Origin of the sequence: Micromonospora sp. RHAY321 (genome assembly GCF_023896955.1) — a bacterium.
GTDB lineage: Bacteria > Actinomycetota > Actinomycetes > Mycobacteriales > Micromonosporaceae > Micromonospora.
This window is the reverse complement of record NZ_JAMHIW010000009.1, coordinates 197,363-216,571: the sequence shown is the minus strand read 5'-3', so window position 1 is coordinate 216,571 and position 19,209 is coordinate 197,363. Positions and strand designations below refer to the sequence as shown.

Sequence of the window (19,209 nt, the reverse complement as noted above, 5' to 3'; positions counted from 1 at the left end):
GACCTCCTGCGGGGTGCTACACACGTGCGCTCCAGTACGGGGCCAGTGCGCGCTCCAAAGGCTCCGGTACTCGGGTGGGGACGGTGCGGGTGTTGGGTCCACGCATGCACGCCACCCGCTGGGCCCCCCGGGCGACGAGCGTCTCGCCGCCGTCCGGGGTCAGCCGTACGTAGTCGAAACCGAACTCGAGCTGTGTCTGCGCCACGTCCAGTAGACGCATGCGGATGGCGAGCTCGTCGAAGGCGGTGATCTCCGTGAAGAACTCGCATTCGACCTTGAGGGTGAACAGCTTCAGGTCGCCGCGGAGGTCCGCCAGGACCTCCGGCGCCTTGTCCTTGAGGAACATCTCCCGGCAGCGGCCCTGCCAGCGCAGGTAGTTGACGTAGTAGACGTTCCCCACGAGGTTGGTCTCCTCGAAGCCGACGATGTGCCGGATCTCGTAGTAGACGAGCGTCATCGCGCGGCGTTCCCTTCGGTGAGGATCGAGAAGACGACAGGGGTGTCGAGGTCACGGAGGGCGGTGACGAACGTCGTGATCCGTACGTCACCGCTCTGGAACGAGACCCATCCGTCGCTGGGCACCGCGGCGACGGTCAACGGGGAGTCCGGTGGCAGCCCGGCCTTGTGCCGCGCCTCGACGGCGGTCCAGACGCGCGTCGCGGCGGTGTCCGCGTCCTCGCCGGTGTCCTTGGCGACCTGCGCGGCGAGGCTGGCGTGGTGGCCCAGGAGGCCGGACCATTCCTGCTCCGTACGCGACACGACGGTCTCCACGTCACATCCGACCGTGCCGGCACCGGTGACGACGACCGTCACGCCGGCGCCGTGGGCGGCCGACATCGGCGCCTCGCCGCGTACCTCGGGACGCCCGTCCGGCCGGTAGTTCACCTCGACCCGGCGGCCGTAGGCCCGGCTCGCGGTGACGGCCGTGCGGGCGCGGCGCCGGGCGACGTGACCACCCGGTGCGGCATCGTCGGGGTGCGCGTCGTCGGGTTCGACGGCGACGGCCACCCGGGCGCCGGTCAGATCGCCGATGGCACGCTCCAGGAAGGGGCCGAGCAACGGTGCCACCCAGGGGCCGCGACCGTCCTGCTTGCGGACCGCCTGCAGCCGCAGTCCCTCCCACCGCTCCACCACGGTGCCGTTCTCGTCCCGCAGGGCGATGTCGTACACGTAGGTGTCGCCGTCCCGGCTGCGTTCGGTCGCGCAGTAGCGCAGGGCGCGAGCGGCCGCCAGGGCGGGGCCGCCGGGATGGATGCGAGCCACACCGGCCGGCAGCAGCGTCGCGTGCGGTACGCAGACCTGGTTGCCGTGCATGAGCGCGTCCCGCACTCCCGGATCGCCCAGGCGCAGTTCCGCCGCGGCGTAGGGCGCGAACCAGTCGACGTCGAGCGCTTCGACGTCCGCGTCGACATGGCGGGCGGCGGACCGGTGGAAGCGGCGCAGCCGCTGGAACCGGTCACCCTGGAACAGCAGTTGACCGTAGAGGTCGTCCATCGGGGACAGCGGGACCGGATCGCCGCCGTCGTCGACCTGGTCGGGTGGCCCGTCCGCCGGCTCCGTGGCGGAGAGTCGCAGCGTCGCGGTGAAGTGGTCCGCCGTGAAGTTGGTCTCCTCGCTGCGGATGGCCACCCGCACCACGTCGTCGTCGGTCACCACGGCGGCCACGCGGATCCGGGTACTGCCCTGCTGCGGTACGACGATCGGCCGCACGAACTCGGCGTCCTCGATGACCGGCACGACGGTGGATCCGGTGACCGCCTGCGCGACCTGGGCCATCGCCTCCATGCCGAACACGGCGGGGAAGAGCAGGTTCCCGTCGAGCAGGTGGTCGGCGAGGTAACGGTCGGTACCGACGTTGAGGTCGGCCTCGGCCACGAGCTCGACGCCGTGATAGCGGACCAGCACGCGGTCGACGAAGCGCAGCAGCGGCAGTTCGGGCAGGTCCTTGCGGACGGTGTCGATGCCCTCGGTGCGCCCGCTGATGACCACGACGCTGGGCGCCTCGGGGTCGTTCACCAGCCGCCGCAGGATGGACAGGCCCTGCTCCGGGGTGACGGGCGTGACCCCGTCGCGGCTGAGGGCTTCCACGACCGAGAGCCGCTCCCCCATGCCGACACCCGACCAGACCGACCACTCCATGCAGATGGTCCGGCATTCCGGGAACCGTTCGCCGAACGCCCGGGTCTCCTCGGCCAGCCAGTCGTTGGCGGTCGCGTAGTGGGCCTCCCCGCGCAGGCCGGCGCGGCCGATGATGCTGCCGAGGGTGACCAGCAGACGCAGCCGCGCCGGGTCGACGGCGTCCAGCACCGCGCGCAGGCCGTCGATCTTCGGCGCGAGGGTCCGGCGGAAGTCGTCGATGCCCAGGCTGGTCAGTCCCGCCGGCTCGTTGCGGCCCGCGCCGTGCAGGACGGCGGTGACGGGGCCCAGCTCGGCGGTCAGCTCCGCCACCGCACGGCGTACCGAATCCGCGTCGGTGACATCGGCACGCGCGTACCTGACGGTCACCCCCGCGAGCCGGATCCGGTCCAGGTTCGCCGCCAGCTCCTGGTCCTCGGACGGGTCCGAGCGACCGAGCAGCGCGAGGCGGGCCTTGCTGTCCACGGCGATGGTGAGGGCGCACTCGGCGGTGATGCCCTTGCCGCCGCCGGTGACGAGCAGCACGTCCTCAGCGCCCAGCGGGGACTCCCACCGGTCGGCGCGCACCGGCATGGCACGCATCGTCGGTACGCGACGGACGCCGTCGCTGCCGTAGACGACCTCGGTGAAGGAGACCGTCGAGGCCACCTCGGCAACGACCCGCTCGACCGCCGCGGCGTCGGCCGGGAGGTGGACGATGGTCACCCTCAGGTGCGGCGCCTCCAGCCGGAGGGTCCTGGCGATGGCGGCGGCGCCACGCCCGTTGCCCACGAGCACGAAGCGGCTGCCGGGCTCGCCCGCCAACGCCCGCTTCGCGCCGTCCAGGGCGTGTTGCAGATCAGCCTCGCCACACTGCTCCGGCAGGCACACCAGGACGCCACCGCCGACCGACGCCCGGTGCAGCTCGGCCCGCAGACGCTCGGCGAGGGGGTGCTCGGCCGGGGCGTGGACGTGCCACGACCCGGTGCCCTCCGGTGCCGAGCGCGGCCCGACCGGTACGGCGTCGAGGTCGACCCGCCACGGTCGCGACCACGATGCCGCGCCGACGACGTACGGGGGTGCGTCGGCCGCGCCGCCGGCCGTGGTGTCGACGAGTTCGTCGAGTGCCGTGGCGAGTTCCCGGACGGTCGACATGGCGAAGTTCGTCGGCACCCGCGCCGGCGGAACTCCGAGCTGCTGTGCGAGCTGGTTGACGACCTGACCCACGGTGATGGAGCTGAGGTGCAGGTCGTCGAGGAGTCGGCTGTCCGGCCGGACGAGGTCGAGCGGCAGTTCCGCCCGCTGGGCGGCGAGCCGCCGCAGCAGGTCCTCCGACGACTCCGCAGACCCGGGCATCTCGACTCCCGGCGCCGGGGTCGCCTGCGTGGCCTTCTCTGCCGGCGGCGCGACGGTTCGCGCGGCCGGGAGGTCGACGGTCGGCGCCTGCTCGCAAGGGCTCGCGAGGAAGGTCATCGGGGCGCCGACCTCGAGCGGCCGGGTCAGGCGGCCGTCGAACAGCGCGCTCTCGAGCGGGGCGGCACCGACGACGTACGCCGCGCCGGCGACCGTCAACAGGCTCGCGAGGGACTCGTCGTCGGTGTCCAGCGCCACGGCGGGCACCTCGGCGACACCGGAGGCGAGGCCGGTCAGCACCCGACCGGGTCCGACCTCGACGAACAGGTCGACGTTCTTCGCCGCGAGCGCCACGGCCTGCGTGAACAGCACCGGGTCGGTGATCTGCCGGTGGAGCAGCTCGGTGATGTCCGTGTCGGCGGCGAGCACGTCGCCGGTGACGGTGGAGATCACCTTTCGCTCCACCGGGCCGAGACGCTCCGTGCCCAGCGCGGACGCGAAGGCGGACGCGGCCGGCGCCACCAGCGGGGAGTGGAACGCGTGCGACACCGGCAGGACCCGGGCGTTGAGACCGGCGGCGGTCGCCCGATCGCACACCGCCCGGACCGCGTCGACCGTGCCGGCGACGACCGTCTGGGCCGGACCGTTGTACGCGGCGATGACGACCGGCAGGTCGGCGATGAGGGGTTCGACGGCCTCCGGGGCGGCGCTGACGCCGGCCATCGTGCCGGACGAACTGTGCTGCGCCATGGTGCGGCCACGGACACCGGCGATCCGCAGCAGCGTCTCCTCGTCGATGGCGCCGGCCCAGTGCAGGGCCGCGATCTCGCCGAGGCTGTGCCCGACCGCCACGGTGGCGTCGATGCCGAGCAGGCTGAGCGCGCGCAGGCCGGCGGCGGCCCCCGTGACGATCCGCGGCTGCGCGACCTCGGTGGCGACGACGTCTCCCTTGCTCGGCAGGCCGGAGTTGAGGTAGACCTCCTCGACCTCGGCGAACCGCCGGCGTAGCGCCCCGCCGCTCATGCCCCGTCCGGACCCCTGCCCGGGGAAGAGGAAACCGACCCGGGCCGGCCCGCTGGCGTGGCCGAGCAGAGAGCGACCGTCGCCGCTGAGCATCGACGTCTCGCCCGACTCGACGGCCTCCCGCACCCGGGTCAACCGCCGCACCGCGTCCTCCGGCGAGGTCGCCACGACCACCGCTCGGAACGGCAGGCCACGGAGCTCCCGGTGCAGGGTGACGGCCAGGTCGGCGAGCTGCGCGTAGGACAGCATCGGCACGTAGTCGATGAGCTGGTTCAGACGGGCCGCGAGGTCCTGCGGCGAGCGGGCGTCGACGGCGAGCAGCTCGGCGTCCTGAGCGGAGGCGGCGAGCGCCCGGGTAGCGCCGGTCAGCCGGGTGCGGCGGCGCGGCCGTTGGCCTTCGAGCACGACGTGGGTGTTGATGCCACCGAAGCCCATCGCCGTGACGCCGGCCCGCACCGGAAGGTCCGCCGGCCAGGCTTCGGCACGACGCAGGACGCGCAGCGCCGGCGTGCCCTCGGTGAAGATCTCGTGCGGGTCGACGCAGCCGATGGCCGGTGGCACCACCTCGTGGTGCACGGCCAGGGCGGCCTTGATGAGACCGGCCACGCCGGCGGCAGCCTTCGTGTGGCCGATCATCCCCTTGATGGAGCTGATCGCCGCGGGCGGCGCATCGGGGTTGGCGGCGAGCCGGGCCTGCGACAGGGCGGTCAGCTCGGTGTGGTCGCCCACGCGGGTGCCCGTGCCGTGGCCCTCGAACAGCCCGACGGTGTCGACGCCGAAGCCGCTGCGCTCGTAGGCCCGCCGCAGGGCGAGCCGGTAGCCGCCGATCTCGGGCCGGGTGATGCCGCCCTTGCCGTCGGAGGAGATGCCCCAACCCGGGATCACCGCGTAGATGCGGTGCCCCGCCTCGACGGCGTCGGCCTCGCGCATCAGCACGACCATGCCGCAGCCCTCGCCCGGCCAGAAGCCGTTGGAGCCGCGGTCGTAGACCCGCATCTCACCGGTGGCGAGAGCACCGGTCTTCGCGAACCCGATGATCTCGAAGGGGTCGATGGACAGGTCGACGCCACCGGCGATCGCCACGTCCACGTCGCCGTCGACCAGGTTCTTGCACGCGGTCACCACCGACAGCAGGGATGAGGAACAGGCGCCGTCGACGGTGTAGCCGCCGCCCTTGAGGTCGAACTGGTTGCAGATGCGGCCGGCGATGGTGTTGGACAGGCCGCCGGCCAGGGTGTCCTCGTCGACGGGGGCGAAGGGGCGCTTGAACGACTCCTCCAGCCCGCCGAGGAAGTCGGCGAGCTGGTCGTCGTCCCAGTCCCGGTCCTTCAGCGCCGTCGCCACCACCCGCCGGACGTACGGCCAGCGGAGGCGCAACGTGCTCGCGCGGGAGAACTCCCCGGTGAGGGTGTTCCCGACGATCACGGAGGTGCGCTCCCGGGGCAGCCCTTCGGCCATCGGAAAGCCGGCGTCGGCCAGGGCCGTCGCGGCGACCTCGAGGGCGAGCCAGTGGGTCAGATCCGTCGACCGGAATGCGCTGCCCGGAATCTTGTACGCCGAACGGTCGAATTCGTAGCCTTCGATCACCGCCGCGTTGCGCGCGTAGAAACGGTCGGGCGTCGTGGGATCGGGGTCCCAGTAGTCGGCCAGGTTCATCCGCACGTCGGGCAGTCGGCGAAAAGCGCGTCGCCCGGCGACGATATTTTCCCACAGTTCCGTGGGTGAGGTGGCATCGGGATAGCGGCACGCCATCCCGACCACAGCGATTCTCGTCATTTGATTTCGTTCTCCTCCTGCGGCGATCGCGTCCGCGCTGAGAGCTTCTGACCGCTCGGCAGATGCCGACGCGGTGGGCCTGATTCCACGAACGCGCTGGCGATCCGCTGCCGCCATACCTCGTAGGACGGCAGCACTCCGACGTTGGTCAGGCCGACCCGCGCCTCGTCGGTGACCCGGGATGCCTCGGCGACCGACATCCCGCAGAACACCCGCGTCGCCAGCTCGTTGTGCGGCGACGTCAGACCGGCGAGGTGCCGGGCGCCCGCGGCGAACGCGGCGCCCTGCGCCAGGTCCGCGCGGTAGGGAGCGGCCGCGTCACGGAACCACTTCAGCTCGTCCTCGGTGGCGCCACCGGCGTACGTGGCGGCGAGGCCGGCACCCGCGTAGAGATCCGGGCGGCGGTCCTCGGCGAACCCCTCGAAGAACCGCACGACCCGCTTCGGGTCCGTGCCCGCCACGAACCAGGTGGCACGGCCGACGCCCTGGTCGATGACGCGCGGCGCGTATCCGCTGGTGTCGTCGGCGGGCCACGGGAAGTCGCGGTGCCGGTAGGCCTGGTGCACGTACTTCGCTGTCTTGAAGTAGGCCTGATGGAACCCGTAGCCGTCGAGCACGAGCCAGCGCAGCAGCGGGTCGTCGCCGTAGAGGGCCGACCAGCACATCCGCGGCAGCCTCGCCATCGCCCAACCGACGCCGACGTAGGCCATGTAGGAGTGCCGCTCGCCCGCGCCGGCGATGAACTGGGCAACGTGTCGCCGCCCGCCGAGCGGGAGGCCGTCACGGATCGCGAAGGCCATCGCCGCGCCCTCGTACGCGAATCCCTTGAAGTTGGACGGGATCCGCTCCAGCGGTTCGGTCGCGTCGGAGACCCGACTGACCTCGGCCGCCACGGCGAAGCCCGCGAGGAAGGTACTTCCGACCGTCTCCAGGCGATCCCGGGATGCGTCGTCCTTCACGTGGAATCCCCGGACGTCGAGCCTCGTCTCCGAGACGTCGGGGGTGAGAATGCGGCGCCTCAACGCCGCCAAAGCGCTCACTCGGGGTCTCCATTGCTGTCCACCATGGTGCTATCTTTGCTGCCTCTACCTGGACTTTCTTCTTCAGGTTTGCGCGACGTGAGACATGTTTGGTGAGCACCGATACACAATCCGGCTATTCGTCGCCGAGAAGCGGATAGTGGAAATCGCCAAGAATGGCGAATTGTGATCGTCGTCGAGACGCGAGGAGCGCTAGGCCGGGCTGTCGCCGACCGCGACCGGGAAGCACTCGCGGATCCGGCGGCGCCAGACCTCGTACGGCGGCTCCGTCGGGGAGTCGAGGCCCTCGTCGGCGACCTTGTCGGCCAGAACGACCGCGGCGTCGACGTCGAGCCCGGTGAGCGCGCCCACGGCCACGCCGGTGTGTGGCGGCACGTGCCCGGAGAAGTCGCGGGCCCGGGCGGCGAACACCGCGCCCTGGGCGAGATGCGGGGCGTGCTCACCGCTGGCGCTTCGCATCGCCACCAGTTGTTCGCTGTCCGCGCCGCCGGCGAAGGTGGCGGCGAGCCCGACGCCGCTCCACAGGTCGGCGTGGCGCCCGGGGGTGAACCGTTCGACGGCTGCGGCGACCGCCTCGCAGCCGGCGCCGTGGATGAACCACAGTGCCCGGCCGATGCCCTGGTCGACGGCACGGGGGAAGTACTCGGCCCGACCCTGCCACGGATAGGCCGGAAGCAACTCCTGCCTGGTCACGTACCGCTCGGTGTGGAAGAACGCCTTGTCGAAGCCGTACCCGTCGACGGCCAGCCAGCTCATCGTCGGGTAGTACGGCGTGCCGGTGAGATCCGGCAGCACCTTCTTCCAGAGGACACGCGGCAGGCGGGCCATCGCGAAGCCGATGCCGATGTAGGTCAGGAAGGTGTGCGGCACGGCGGGCCCGCTCAGGAACTGCCGGGCGAGCTGGGCGCGGCCGGTACCCATCGCGTCGAGCACGGTGAGAGCCATCGCCGCGCCCTCGTACGCGAAGCCCCGCATCTCGATGTCGACGAGTTCGAGCCGGCGCTCCAACTCCCAGAGGCTGCGCGTGTCGACGCCCCACTCGAAGCCGCAGATCACCGCCTGGGGTATCGCCTCCAGCCGTCGGGTGACCTGGTTGTCGGCGACGGGGAAGCCGCGACGCGAGAACGTGGTCTCCACCAGGGACGGGGTCAGGATCAACCGACGCAGGGAGCCGAGGGTGGTCGGCACATCGTCCTCCTCAGGGTTCGCGGCGCCGGGGCGACGACCGCGAGGCCATCGTCGTACGCCAGATCCTGCGAGGACGCCTCCTGCCGTGCGATCTGCCGGGACGGCGTCACACGCCGCGCGGCCGCCGACGCAGGACGAACACCGCGGCGAGTACGACGATCAGCAGGAGGTCGGCGACGATCAGCACGACCGTCAGGGGGTCGTCGTGCAACTGGTGGGCGTGGGCGTCCGATGGTGCGGCCGAGACCGGCGGCGACGCCGCGCTCGGATCACCGGCCGTGGTGACCGAGAACGTCGAGCTGCCCGAGAGCTGCCGCCCGTCCTCCAGCCGCACGTGGTAGACCATCCGGTAGTTTCCCGGCTCGACGATCCGCAGGGGGACCACCAGGGACTGACCGTCGAGCTGTGCCGCGGTGGTGGAGACCAGGCCGCCTCCGGCGGCGGGACCGACCGACAGGTGGTATTCCGCCGGGCGGAGCATTCCGTCGAGCGACACGGTCGCCGACGCGGGTGGCCGGTCGAGGACCACCCGGTCGGCGGGGTAGGACGAGACCACCCGCAGCGCGGCTGGTTCCGCCACGACGGCCAGCGTCACCACGGAGACGACGATGGCGGCAATGAGCCATCCACCCAACTGATGCCAGGTCAGCCAGGTGGATGGCTCGGTGGTTGTCGTGGACGTCATATCGCGGGCGCAGCCACCGCACTGGCCCGCGCCTTCGGAGCGCAGGTGCAGGTCGCCATCGCCGCCTCGGCCTTGCTCGGCCGCAGGTGGTAGACCATGGCGATCACCATCGGCAGGAACACGACGGAGTTGTAGAACAGGTGCAGCTCGACCCGGGGCAGCACCAGTTGCAGCAGGCTGGTCGGCACGGTCCTGCCGAAGAAGAGCGTGCCGGTCTGCGCCTGGATCAGCAGCAGCAGGTGTTCGATGTGGTGCCAGAACTGGATCGCGAGTGCGACGGTCCACCACGTCCTGGCCCGGCCCTTGAAGCCGTCGCGCAGCAGCCACAGCCCGGCCAGCATGACGATCGCGTAGCCGTAGTGCAGCCACTCCGAGGTCACCAGCCAGGGAAAGGCCAGCCCCAGGACGCCACGGGACTGCGGTACGGGCCAGCCCAGGGCCCAGATCTGGAAGGCCTGTGTCAGGTGCTCGGCCCAGTGCGCGACGACGATGAGCATGAAGATGTTGACCCCGGTCCGGTGGTGCCGCCCGTTCAGCGTTCCCAGGAGACCGTCCCGTCGCAGCGGGACACTTCCAACAGCCATCAAGATCCTCCTGCGTGACGTCCGGATGCCCGGCCGGGCACCGCGTACCGGTCCCGACCGAACCCCCAATCTCCCGTAGGCCACCGTCACCTACATCTCCCAGATTGCGCGGCCGTCCGGCTTCCGGCATCACCGCAGCCCGGGGTGGGCGTGGCCCGGCCGGCGGCGACGTCCGCAACGACAGAGATGAGGTCTCCGGCTCCCGCCCCGCACCGTTGTGTGAGATCGGAGAGGAGAAACGCCTGTGCCACTCGGAAACGCGGAGCACGATCCGGACCAGATCCTGGTCCTCGAAGCGTTCGCGGACACCATCGTTCCCGGGGCCAAACGGTCGCCGGAGGACAGGGCGATCGCCGGGGTCGTCGACGACCCCGGCGCGGTCGAGGCGGGTGCGGTCACGCTCCTGGGAGACCCGGCGGGCGGGCTCGCTCCGGCGCTCGAGGTCGCGGCGATGGAGCTCGACGAGTACGCCACGGAGTACGCCCGCGAGCACGACCTCACGCTCGACGCCGACGTGCCGCCCTTCGTCGCGCTGTCGTTCGCCGACCGGACCGCCCTGGTGGCGAGGCTGTGCGCCCCGGACCACCCGGAGAAGCAGATGTGGGTCGGCCTGGCGCTGTTCAGCAACATGGCGTACGACAGCGGCGCCCACCTGAGCACCACGGAGGCACTCTCCACGGGCCATCCCGGGCTGCTGGGAATCGGCTTCGCCCCGCCCCAGGAGGACGGCCTGTGGCGCTTCCCCCGCTTCTCGTACGGCCGCCAACTGGCCGACCTTCACCCACACACCACGTCGACGGGCAGCCCATCATGACCACTGTGGAAAAGACCGATGTCCTCATCGTGGGCAGCGGCTTCGGTGGTGCCATCGCGGCCTACCACCTGTCCGCCGGAGGTGCCAAGGTCACGGTCCTGGAACGGGGACCGTGGCTGCAGGCCGAGGAGTTCGACCACGACTACAAGCTCGGCAGCTCCTTCACCCGCATCTTCGACTTCGTCGTGGGTGACGGCATGAGTGTGCTGGGTGGCAACTGCGTCGGCGGTGGCAGTGTCGTCTACTTCGCCACCATGCCCCGGGCGCCGCGGTTCGTCTTCCACCGGCGGGGAAGCATCGGCCGTCCCATGTGGCCGGCGACCATCACCCGCGACACGCTGGACCCGTGGTACGACCGGGTGGCCGAAGCCCTGCCCATCACGACGACCCCCTGGGACCAGGTGCCGTACGCGGGCGGCCTCTGGGCGGCGGCCTGTAACCACGCGGGTCGTACCGCCAACCCGGCGCCATCCGCGGTCGACCTGTCTCTCTGCACCAACTGCAACTGGATGATGGCGGGCTGCCGGTTCGACGCGAAGCGGTCGCTCCTCCTCAACTACCTGCCGGCCGCGCTCTCGTACGGCGCGGAAATCCGGCCGCTGCACGAGGTGCAGAGTCTGACCCGTAACCACGACGGCAGCTATCGCGTGCATTACCGGATCGTCGACGGGGAGGACTACCGGGTCCTGCACGACGCCGGCGAGATCGACGCGAAGATCGTCATTCTGGCGGCCGGTGCGGGCGCGACGCCGGTCATCCTGCGGCGCTCGGAGCCCCAACTCGGCACGATGCCGTACGCGGTGGGCCGGTACTTCTCCGGGAACGGCGAGCGGCTCAACACCGCCGTCTTTGACGAGGATCGCGTCCGCGACGTACTGGGCCTGACTCGCGAGGGCGGGAAGGCGTACGAGGCCTATCAGATCGGCCGGGGACCCACGGTGGCGAACTGGGACCACCTCGACGGTTCGCTACCGGAATATGAGCGATTCTCGCTGGAACAGCTGTACTTTCCTCCGGCGCTCGGCACGATCCTCGCGCAGGTGCCGGACGCGACCGGGCCGAGCTGGTTCGGGATGGAGAAAAAGGAGCTGCTCCGGCGCTGGCAGTCCTGGCTGACGATTTTCGTCATGTCCGAGGACGACAACGAAGGTTTCTTTGGTCCGCTCCCCGAGACCGGCAACGCCAACCGGTTCTCCCAGCAGATGCTCGGGCACGGCCCGCTGCGGTACACACCGACCGCCAACACCCGTCGCGGATGGGCCCTCGCCGACGCGGAGATCAAGGACATCCTCGAACGCGACGGGCTCGCCCGGGTGATGCCGTGGACCAACGACCTGGTCGGCGCGTACACCGTCCATCCGCTCGCCTCGTGCCGCATCGGAGACGATCCGGCGACGTCCGCCCTGGACGACCGCCACGAGTTGCGCGACCACCCGGGCATCTTCGTCACGGACGGATCCGCCGTCCCGGGGGCGTTGACGGTCAATCCGGCGTCCACCATCGCCGCCCTGGCGGAGCGGGCGATGCCCGGAATCGTCGCGGCAGCGAGAGCGCGGGGCGTCAACGTCCGTTACGGTGCGCCGTCACCCGACGGCGCCACGGCAGGCCGCCGCGCGGTGGCCAACACCGTCTGATCCCACCACGGCGGCGCCGGCCCGAGCCCACGCCGCAGTCCTGCGGGGATGGAGCAAGCGTGAGTTCGTTGTTCGCGCGTACCACTCGTCGGATCACGTTGGCGCACATCCGCCACGTCCCTCGGATTCCGCCGAGCGGCGCCACCGGAGTCGTCACACGGGTCTACCAACAGGTCGAGCACGACTTCGGGCTTCTCGCCCCACCGGTCGCGCTCCACGCGCCGGCGCCGGACCACCTGGCGGCGGCCTGGGCGATCCTGCGCGAGACGCTCGTCGTCGAGGGCGAGGTGGGCCGCGCCGCCAAGGAGATCGTCGCTGCGGCGGTGTCCCTGGCCAACAGTTGCCCGTACTGCGTGGACGTCCATGGCGCCACGTTGGCCGGGCTCACCGAGGGAGCGGATGCCGGGCACGTCATGGCGGACCGGATCGAGGCCATCGCCGACCCGTCGCTGCGCGAGCTTGCGGGGTGGGCGCGGGCGAGCGGTCTCGTCCGGTCGATGCAGCCGGTTTCCGCTCCCTTCCCGCGTTCGCACGCGCCCGAGTTGCTGGGCGTCGCCGTCGCCTTCCACTACTACAACCGGATGGTCAACGTCTTCCTGCAGGACTCGCCGCTGCCACCGGTGCGAGGTCGAGCGCGCGAGGTGGCCCGGGGCGTCGCCGCCCGGATGATGGGCCGCCTCGCCCGCGTACCGGCCCTGCCGGGGGCCTCGGTGGATCTGCTGCCGGCTGCGCCACTGCCGACGGACCTCCGGTGGGCAGCGGGCCAGCCACACGTCGCGGCCGCGATGTCCCGCGCCGCCACGGTCTTCGAGGCGGGCGGCAGGCGGACCGTACCGGCCGGTGTCCGGCGTTTGGTGACCGATCTCCTGCCGGCCGGCGCGCCGTCGCTGACCGGTGGCGCTCTCTGGCTCGACGACGCGGTCAGCAGACTGCCCGAGGAGGAGCGCCCGACGGGACGCCTCGCGCTGTCGGTCGCCCTGGCCGCCTACCGGGTCACCGACGCCGTCGTCGACGCGGCCGGCGCGGACGTGAGCGGCGCCTCGCTCATCGAGCTCGCTTCGTGGGCGAGTTTCACGGCCGCGCGGCGGGCCGGTGCTTTGCTGGGCGAGGAGTTCTCGACGACTTCGGATTCCTGATCCCGAGTAACGACCAGCTTGTTCGGTGCGGCGGTCGCAGTTCCGGATCATGACCGGAGTTCGCGTCGCGGCGTCTTGTGTGGCGCGCCTGTCCGCCTGGCAACGCCGTTGACTCACCCGATGCGCGCCACGGCGCCGTCAACGCCCGCAGTCGCCCTTTACGCCGGCGAGCTGTGCCTGGAAACGATTTGTCCGAGCGTTTGCATGCTCAAATCCACAAGCGACGCACGGCTGCACCTGCCCCATTTCCATTCGATGTCGCGCTGAATAGCCGCTATCGCCGCTTGCAATACCCGGGCAACACCGAAAAGCATTTATCCGCCAATTACATTCGCCGACGGAGCGTCTGAACAATCGCTTGGAAGGCTCAAGGAATTGTTCGCCCGTCGGCCCACAGCCCGCACCGGACGGCAGTCTGGTAATTGACACGGACTCCACAATCGACGATCTGTCAGGGATCGTTCGCGGATGTCGGATGTCGTCCTAAACGCATCGCCGAGTGGATATCAGTGCACGGCGGACCCGGTCAACCCCCGCGCGAAGGGTAACTATCAGTCACATGCCCACCCACCTCAACGATCATAGAACGTCCAGCTCGGCGGTTACGTAAGGTGATGTCCGATATCGAACACCTGCCCACTCAACCCACAGATCGTCACGGAACGTGACATGCGTTTTTCAATTCCGGTGCGTGCTCCCGCCCGCCCCGAGCACCGCCGAAGCAGGCCGATCCGCACCGCCCGCGCGGGGTCGACACCTTCTGGCAAGTGGAACGTTCGACTATCCATACCCGACGTTCCGTGAGCTGTGCGAACCCTGGAAAGCGCTGCCCACGCCACATTCCCTCTTCACGATTGCTCTACGTGGTCGGGCCGTGACCGTGGGATTGCCAAGGAGCCCAAGGATCGCTAATCTCGTCCAGGACGGACGTACCGCCAGCTGGGGCCTGGGACGCAGAGCAATTCATCTGCTTCGATTACTAAACGCGATTATTCTGGCTTGTGACTCATCGCAGCGTCGCAACTATTGTCGTAGGGCTGGGGGCTGGGACAGCCATGCCCACCAGCCGCACCGCCAGGCAGTCGCGCCCAGGGCCTCAGCACTGTGAGCGATCGGAGGCACGGTGGAGGAGTCGATCGAGCTAGCTGTAAGGCGCGCTATCACGACCATGCGCGAGAACATGGGGGAACAGCTGACGGTTGACGACATGGCGCGTGCGGCGCTGTTCAGCAAGTTCCACTTCACGAGGATCTTCCAGCGGGTGACCGGTGTCTCACCGGGCCGCTTCCTCTCGGCGCTTCGCCTGCAACAGGCCAAGCACCTGCTGGTCACGACGTCTCTCAAGGTCGCGGACATCAGTCTGCTGGTCGGCTACAACAGCGTCGGCACGTTCAGCGCCCGCTTCAGCCGAAGCGTCGGCATGCCCCCGACGACCTACCGCCGGCGTGCCGGGTTCGCCCCGCAGATCCTGAGCGAGGAGGACGGCGCCACGACGTCCTCGGGTGCACAGGTGTCCGGCCACATCCGCGAGCACAGCGGCAGCGAGGCCAGGTTGGTGTTCGTCGGCCTCTTCGTCGACCGGATCCCGGAAGGCAAGCCGGTGCGGTGCACCGTGCTGAACGGCTCCGGCCGGTTCAAGTTCGAGCAGGTGCCACCGGGAACCTGGTACCTGCTCGCGCAGTCGCTACCGGCCGACGGCGAGGCCGACGACGCACCGGACGGCCACGGAATCTGCGTCGCCAGCCACGGCCCCATCGTCGTGGGCAACGAGACGGTCGTCGAGGTCGAGGTCGAGCCGCGGCCGGTCCGCGCGCTGGATCCGCCGGTCCTGTTGGCGCTGCAGGACACCCGCAAGCTGGCGTTGGAGAGGATGGCGGAGGACGAGGCCCGGGACGACAGGGCGCCGAACCTGGCACCCGTGGCGAAAGGCACGTCACCGTCCGGAGTCCCCACCTTCGCGGTCGGGCGACGCCAGATGATGCGGATGGGCACCGCTTCCCGCCCAGCGGCGTAGGCCAACGCGGCCCAGGGTCGGCTCAACGCCGTCATGCGAACCGCGCGGGGTCGGTCGCTGACGAGTGTCGCTTGGAAGAAGTCTTGCAGGCTGGCTAAGTGAGGAACCTCGATGCGCATCTCGGATCTCAGCAGGCAGACCGGCGTGCCCGTGGCCACCATCAAGTTCTACCTACGAGAGGGACTGCTCCCGCCGGGGAGACCCACGGCGCGAAACCAGGCGCAGTACGACGAGGTACACCGCCGACGGCTCAGCATGATCCGTACGCTGACCAGTCTGGGGCAGCTCGAGCTGTCGGCGGTGCGGGAGCTGCTGAGGGCACTGGAGGACGAGGGCCGCTGCCTCCCCGAACTCTTCACGATGGTCAGTCGTGCCCTCCCCCCGGTCGACACGGCCAAGGATCAGGCGGAGACCTCGACGGAGCAGGCGCGGGTCACCGCCTTCATCGACAGCCTGGGATGGAAGGTCGAGCCCGACGCCTCCGCTCGCGCCATCCTGTCCCAGGTGCTCGCTGCGATGGACCGGCTCAACTGCGGTCAGGGTGTCGAGTTCTTCGAGCCGTACGCCAAGGCGGCGGAGCAACACGCCAGCCGGGAACTGGATCTGCTCGGGAAGCGTGACGAGGGCTGCGACCGGGCCTCGGCCATCGTCCGCGCCATCCTCGTCGATGTCGCCAACACGGCCCTGAGGCGGATGGCCTACGAGCACCTGGTGAATCAGCGGTTCGCCGGCGGGCCATCGGGCGGCTGACGCCTCGGCGCACTCGTCCGGGGCCCGGCAACCGTAGGGGCCGCCACCAGGTTTCGGTGGCGGCCCCTACGGTGTGTCCGTCACTGGGCGGGGAACTGGCCCGGCCTGCGTCCCTCGCCGGCGGGGCCCCGATAGGCCTGTGCGATGTCGAGCCAGCGCTCCGCGTCCGCACCGGTGGCCTTGACGCCGAGGTCGGCGTGATGGCGACGGCGCGTCACGAGAAGGCAGAAGTCGACCGCCGGCCCGGTGACACGCTGCTCGGCGTCCTCCGGCCCGAATGCCCACACCGTGCCGGAGGGGGCGACGAGCTCGAACCGGAACTCGACGTCCGGCGTCTGCATACCGCGCGCCTGGTAACCGAAGTCCCAGGTCCGCACCCCGAAGGCCACGAGGTGGCCGATACGGTCGGTGTGCGTGCGTCGGACGCCGAGCCCGTCGGCGATGTCCTGACCGTGCGCGAAGAGTTCCATCATGCCGGCGGCGGCCAGCACCGCGGCCGGCAGGGGCCGGACGAGCCAGGGCACCATCTGGTCTCCCGGCAGGGCGGACAACGCCTGCTCGACGCCGGCCCGCTCGGCACGCCACCGGCGGAGCAGGACGTCCGGCGGCTCGGCGAGGTACTCCGCCATCGCCGCCTTCACGTTGGCGCCGAAGTCTGGGCTCAGCCGGGACGTCACGTCCTTGAACATTCCCGCATTCGATGCGGCGAGGGCCGCCAGCCGGAAGGTCGCTGCGAGATGCGCGACCTGGTGCGCGATCGTCCACCCGGGTGCCGGGGTAGGCGTCTGCCACCCCGCCTCGTCGAGGTTGCTCACCAGGCTGTCGACCTCGTTTCCGTCTGCCACCAGGTCGGAAACCACCTTTGACTGCTGGACCATTCTGTGACCTCTCTTCTCCGACGGCATGTCGGGCTTGGCTCTCCTGGCAAGCCCGTACGCATGCTGCAGATCGAGCATGCGCCGGGCGGGGTGGCCCGGTCCTCTTCGTCGTTGCGGCAGCGTCACGTCCTGGCCGATTCGCCGCATCACGGGAAGGGGTGGGGTCGTGGCGAAAAGGTCACGCCTTGGGAATGTCGAACAACTTCGGGAACCTGGCGGTCAGAGCGGCGTCGCCCCTGGTCTTCAGCCTGCCCCGCATGACCATGAGAACCGGATGCGCATTGCCGGTCACCAGGTTCAGAAAGTCGACCGCGCCGAGCATCAAGGTCAGCTTCGGCTCCCTGTCTGGGCTGTCGGACAGCGTGCAGGTCCCGTTCGCGATGACCAGCTCGTAGATGTCCACGCCGCCGTCCGGCCGGTCCCCGATCTGCCAGTGGATCGCGGCGTTCGTCGAACCCGCCCGGTCCGCGCGGAACACACCGGGCATCCGGGCGAAGAGCTCGTCGAGCACGGCGGCGCGCTGGTTGCCGTGCATCATCCGCCGGAGTTCGTCGGCCGAGGTCGTCTTGACCATCCGCGCGAACTCCCTGGGATCCATCGTCGCTGGGTTCACGTAGTTGCCGGACATCTGGACTCCTTCACAGGGCGGGGGCGACGCGCCGGGAGCTGCCCTTCGCGTCGGCGCTTGCCGAGGCGGCGCCGCGCCGTGCCCGTTGGCTGACCGGCGCTGGTCGCCCGCCGCATCGATTGTCTGCGGCTGGTCACCGGCGGCCCCACTCCGACGTTGCGCTGGGGACAAGGCGTACCCGCGGACCGTTGAGCACGGCGGAAGACGACCGGCGTACGGCGGAGCGCCTATCGTCCGGACATGGTGTTCGCGGGCCACGCCGTCGTACTGGGTGCCGGAATGGGTGGCCTCATCGCCGCCCAGGTGTTGAGCGAGGTGTACGACCAGGTCACGGTCGTCGACCGGGACTCGATGCCGGACGCCGCCGCACCGCGGCGCGGCGTGCCGCAGTCGCGGCAGCTGCACGTGCTCCTGGCCCGAGGACGCCAGGCCCTTGACGAGTTGTTCGACGGGCTCAGCGAGGAACTGAACGCGATGGGTGCGCCGTTGGTCGACCTCAACGAGCAGGTGCACTGGCAGAACGACGGCTACCCGATGCGGCGCTCCCCCAGCGGGCTCATCGGCCTCGGTGTCAGCCGGCCCCTCCTGGAACACGCGGTGCGGTCCCGGGTCGGGAAGCTGCCCAACGTGCGGTTCCGTGCCCGGACCGAGGTGTCGAGCCTCGTCACCTCCGGTGACGGGCGCCGGGTCGTCGGGGTCACCGTGGCCGAGCGTGACGGCGAGCGGGGCACACTCCACGCCGACCTGGTCGTCGACGCCGGCGGCCGGGCGTCCCGCACACCGCTGTGGCTGGGCGAGCTGGGTTACCCGACGCCCCGGGAGCAACGGGTGCCGATCGAGGTCACGTACGTCACCCGGCTCTACCAACGCGATCCACGGCACCTCGACGGGCTCCTCGGCGCCCTCACCAACGCTCGACCCGAACGCCCGCGTACCGGCATCGTGGCCGTGCAGGAGGGTGAGCGGTTCGCCGTCGCCCTCAGCGGCGTACTCGGCGAGGAACCGCCCGTCGACGACGAGGGTTACGTACGGTTCGCCGAGTCGCTGGGCATGCCGCACATCGCGGAACTGGTGCGTGAGGCGACCCCGGTCAGCGCCCCCGCCCGGATGCGGTACCCGGCCAGTGTGCGGCGCCACTATGAGCGCCTGCGCCGCTTTCCCCTGGGTTACCTGGTCATCGGCGACGCGCTGTGCAGCTTCAACCCCCTCTACGGGCAGGGCATGACCGTGGCCGCGGACGAAGGGCTGCTGCTGCGGCGGTTGCTGACCAGCGGCGGCGACAAGCTGTGGCGGCGGTTCTTCCGGGGTGCCGCGAAACTCATCGACGGGCCGTGGTCGATCGCGGTGGGCACCGACCTGCGGTTCCCCCAGGTCGAAGGCAGGCGGACACCGAAGGTTCGTTTCGTCAACGCCTACGTGCACCGGCTGCACGCCGCGGCGCAGACCGATCCGGTGCTCGGCTCCGCCTTCCTGCGGGTACTCAACCTGGTCGACCCGCCGGCCCGGCTACTGCACCCGGCCATCGTTCTCCGGGTCCTGCGCGGCGGCCGGTCCACGGCCGACGGGTGAGGGCTGCGGCTCCCGCGGACGA

Annotated in this window: 14 protein-coding genes; 6 read left to right on the top strand and 8 right to left on the bottom strand. The window is 70.5% G+C overall.

Going from position 1 to position 19,209, the window contains the following annotated elements:
* Nucleotides 1-16: 16 nt before the first annotated feature.
* The 6 genes from M8C17_RS20620 to M8C17_RS20595 form a co-directional block, all read right to left on the bottom strand.
* Nucleotides 17-457 (bottom strand): thioesterase family protein, encoded by a 441-nt coding sequence (locus tag M8C17_RS20620; RefSeq protein ID WP_252418155.1) that lies wholly within the window; start codon nt 455-457, stop codon nt 17-19.
* Nucleotides 454-6,267, bottom strand: coding sequence for an SDR family NAD(P)-dependent oxidoreductase (locus M8C17_RS20615; RefSeq protein ID WP_252418154.1), 5,814 nt, complete (start codon nt 6,265-6,267; stop codon nt 454-456). Before M8C17_RS20615 ends, M8C17_RS20620 begins: the two co-directional genes overlap by 4 nt.
* Nucleotides 6,264-7,307, bottom strand: a complete 1,044-nt coding sequence (locus M8C17_RS20610) for a DUF1702 family protein (protein WP_252418153.1) — start codon at nt 7,305-7,307, stop codon at nt 6,264-6,266. The genes M8C17_RS20615 and M8C17_RS20610 overlap by 4 nt, the downstream gene beginning before the upstream one ends.
* Before the next feature lie 192 nt (nt 7,308-7,499).
* The gene (locus M8C17_RS20605; RefSeq protein ID WP_252418152.1) at nt 7,500-8,495 is read right to left on the bottom strand and encodes a DUF1702 family protein; all 996 of its coding nucleotides are present in this window, start codon (nt 8,493-8,495) and stop codon (nt 7,500-7,502) included.
* Nucleotides 8,496-8,601: 106 nt separating this feature from the next.
* Complete coding sequence (locus M8C17_RS20600; protein WP_252418151.1) at nt 8,602-9,180, bottom strand: copper resistance protein CopC; 579 nt, start codon at nt 9,178-9,180, stop codon at nt 8,602-8,604.
* Nucleotides 9,177-9,764: a hypothetical protein gene (locus tag M8C17_RS20595; RefSeq protein WP_252418150.1), complete on the bottom strand. Its 588-nt coding sequence runs from the start codon at nt 9,762-9,764 to the stop codon at nt 9,177-9,179. Before M8C17_RS20595 ends, M8C17_RS20600 begins: the two co-directional genes overlap by 4 nt.
* A 244-nt stretch (nt 9,765-10,008) precedes the next feature.
* On the opposite strand from M8C17_RS20595, the gene M8C17_RS20590 reads away from it, so the two are divergent.
* The 5 genes from M8C17_RS20590 (at nt 10,009) to M8C17_RS20570 (ending at nt 16,112) form a co-directional block, all read left to right on the top strand.
* A complete protein-coding gene (locus M8C17_RS20590; RefSeq protein ID WP_252418149.1) occupies nt 10,009-10,578 on the top strand; it encodes a DUF5987 family protein in 570 nt (189 codons plus the stop codon).
* Nucleotides 10,575-12,212, top strand: coding sequence for an FAD-dependent oxidoreductase (locus M8C17_RS20585; protein ID WP_252418148.1), 1,638 nt, complete (start codon nt 10,575-10,577; stop codon nt 12,210-12,212). The genes M8C17_RS20590 and M8C17_RS20585 overlap by 4 nt, the downstream gene beginning before the upstream one ends.
* 59 nt (nt 12,213-12,271) lie before the next feature.
* Nucleotides 12,272-13,348 carry a carboxymuconolactone decarboxylase family protein gene (locus M8C17_RS20580; protein WP_252418147.1) on the top strand — a complete coding sequence of 359 codons (1,077 nt, stop codon included), beginning with the start codon at nt 12,272-12,274 and terminating at the stop codon, nt 13,346-13,348.
* A gap of 1,168 nt (nt 13,349-14,516) precedes the next feature.
* The gene (locus M8C17_RS20575) at nt 14,517-15,362 is read left to right on the top strand and encodes a helix-turn-helix domain-containing protein (protein WP_252418146.1); all 846 of its coding nucleotides are present in this window, start codon (nt 14,517-14,519) and stop codon (nt 15,360-15,362) included.
* 111 nt (nt 15,363-15,473) lie between these two features.
* Nucleotides 15,474-16,112, top strand: coding sequence for a MerR family transcriptional regulator (locus tag M8C17_RS20570; RefSeq protein WP_252418145.1), 639 nt, complete (start codon nt 15,474-15,476; stop codon nt 16,110-16,112).
* 80 nt (nt 16,113-16,192) lie between these two features.
* Here the strand turns inward: M8C17_RS20570 and M8C17_RS20565 are convergent, their stop codons facing one another.
* Entirely contained in the window at nt 16,193-16,990 is a 798-nt protein-coding gene (locus M8C17_RS20565) for a TIGR03084 family metal-binding protein (RefSeq protein ID WP_252418144.1), read from the bottom strand.
* Nucleotides 16,991-17,168: 178 nt separating this feature from the next.
* Nucleotides 17,169-17,618 (bottom strand): SCP2 sterol-binding domain-containing protein, encoded by a 450-nt coding sequence (locus M8C17_RS20560; protein ID WP_252418143.1) that lies wholly within the window; start codon nt 17,616-17,618, stop codon nt 17,169-17,171.
* Nucleotides 17,619-17,858: 240 nt separating this feature from the next.
* Between M8C17_RS20560 and M8C17_RS20555 the strand changes: the two genes are divergently transcribed.
* Nucleotides 17,859-19,187, top strand: a complete 1,329-nt coding sequence (locus M8C17_RS20555) for an NAD(P)/FAD-dependent oxidoreductase (RefSeq protein WP_252418142.1) — start codon at nt 17,859-17,861, stop codon at nt 19,185-19,187.
* The last annotated feature ends 22 nt before the right edge of the window (nt 19,188-19,209 follow it).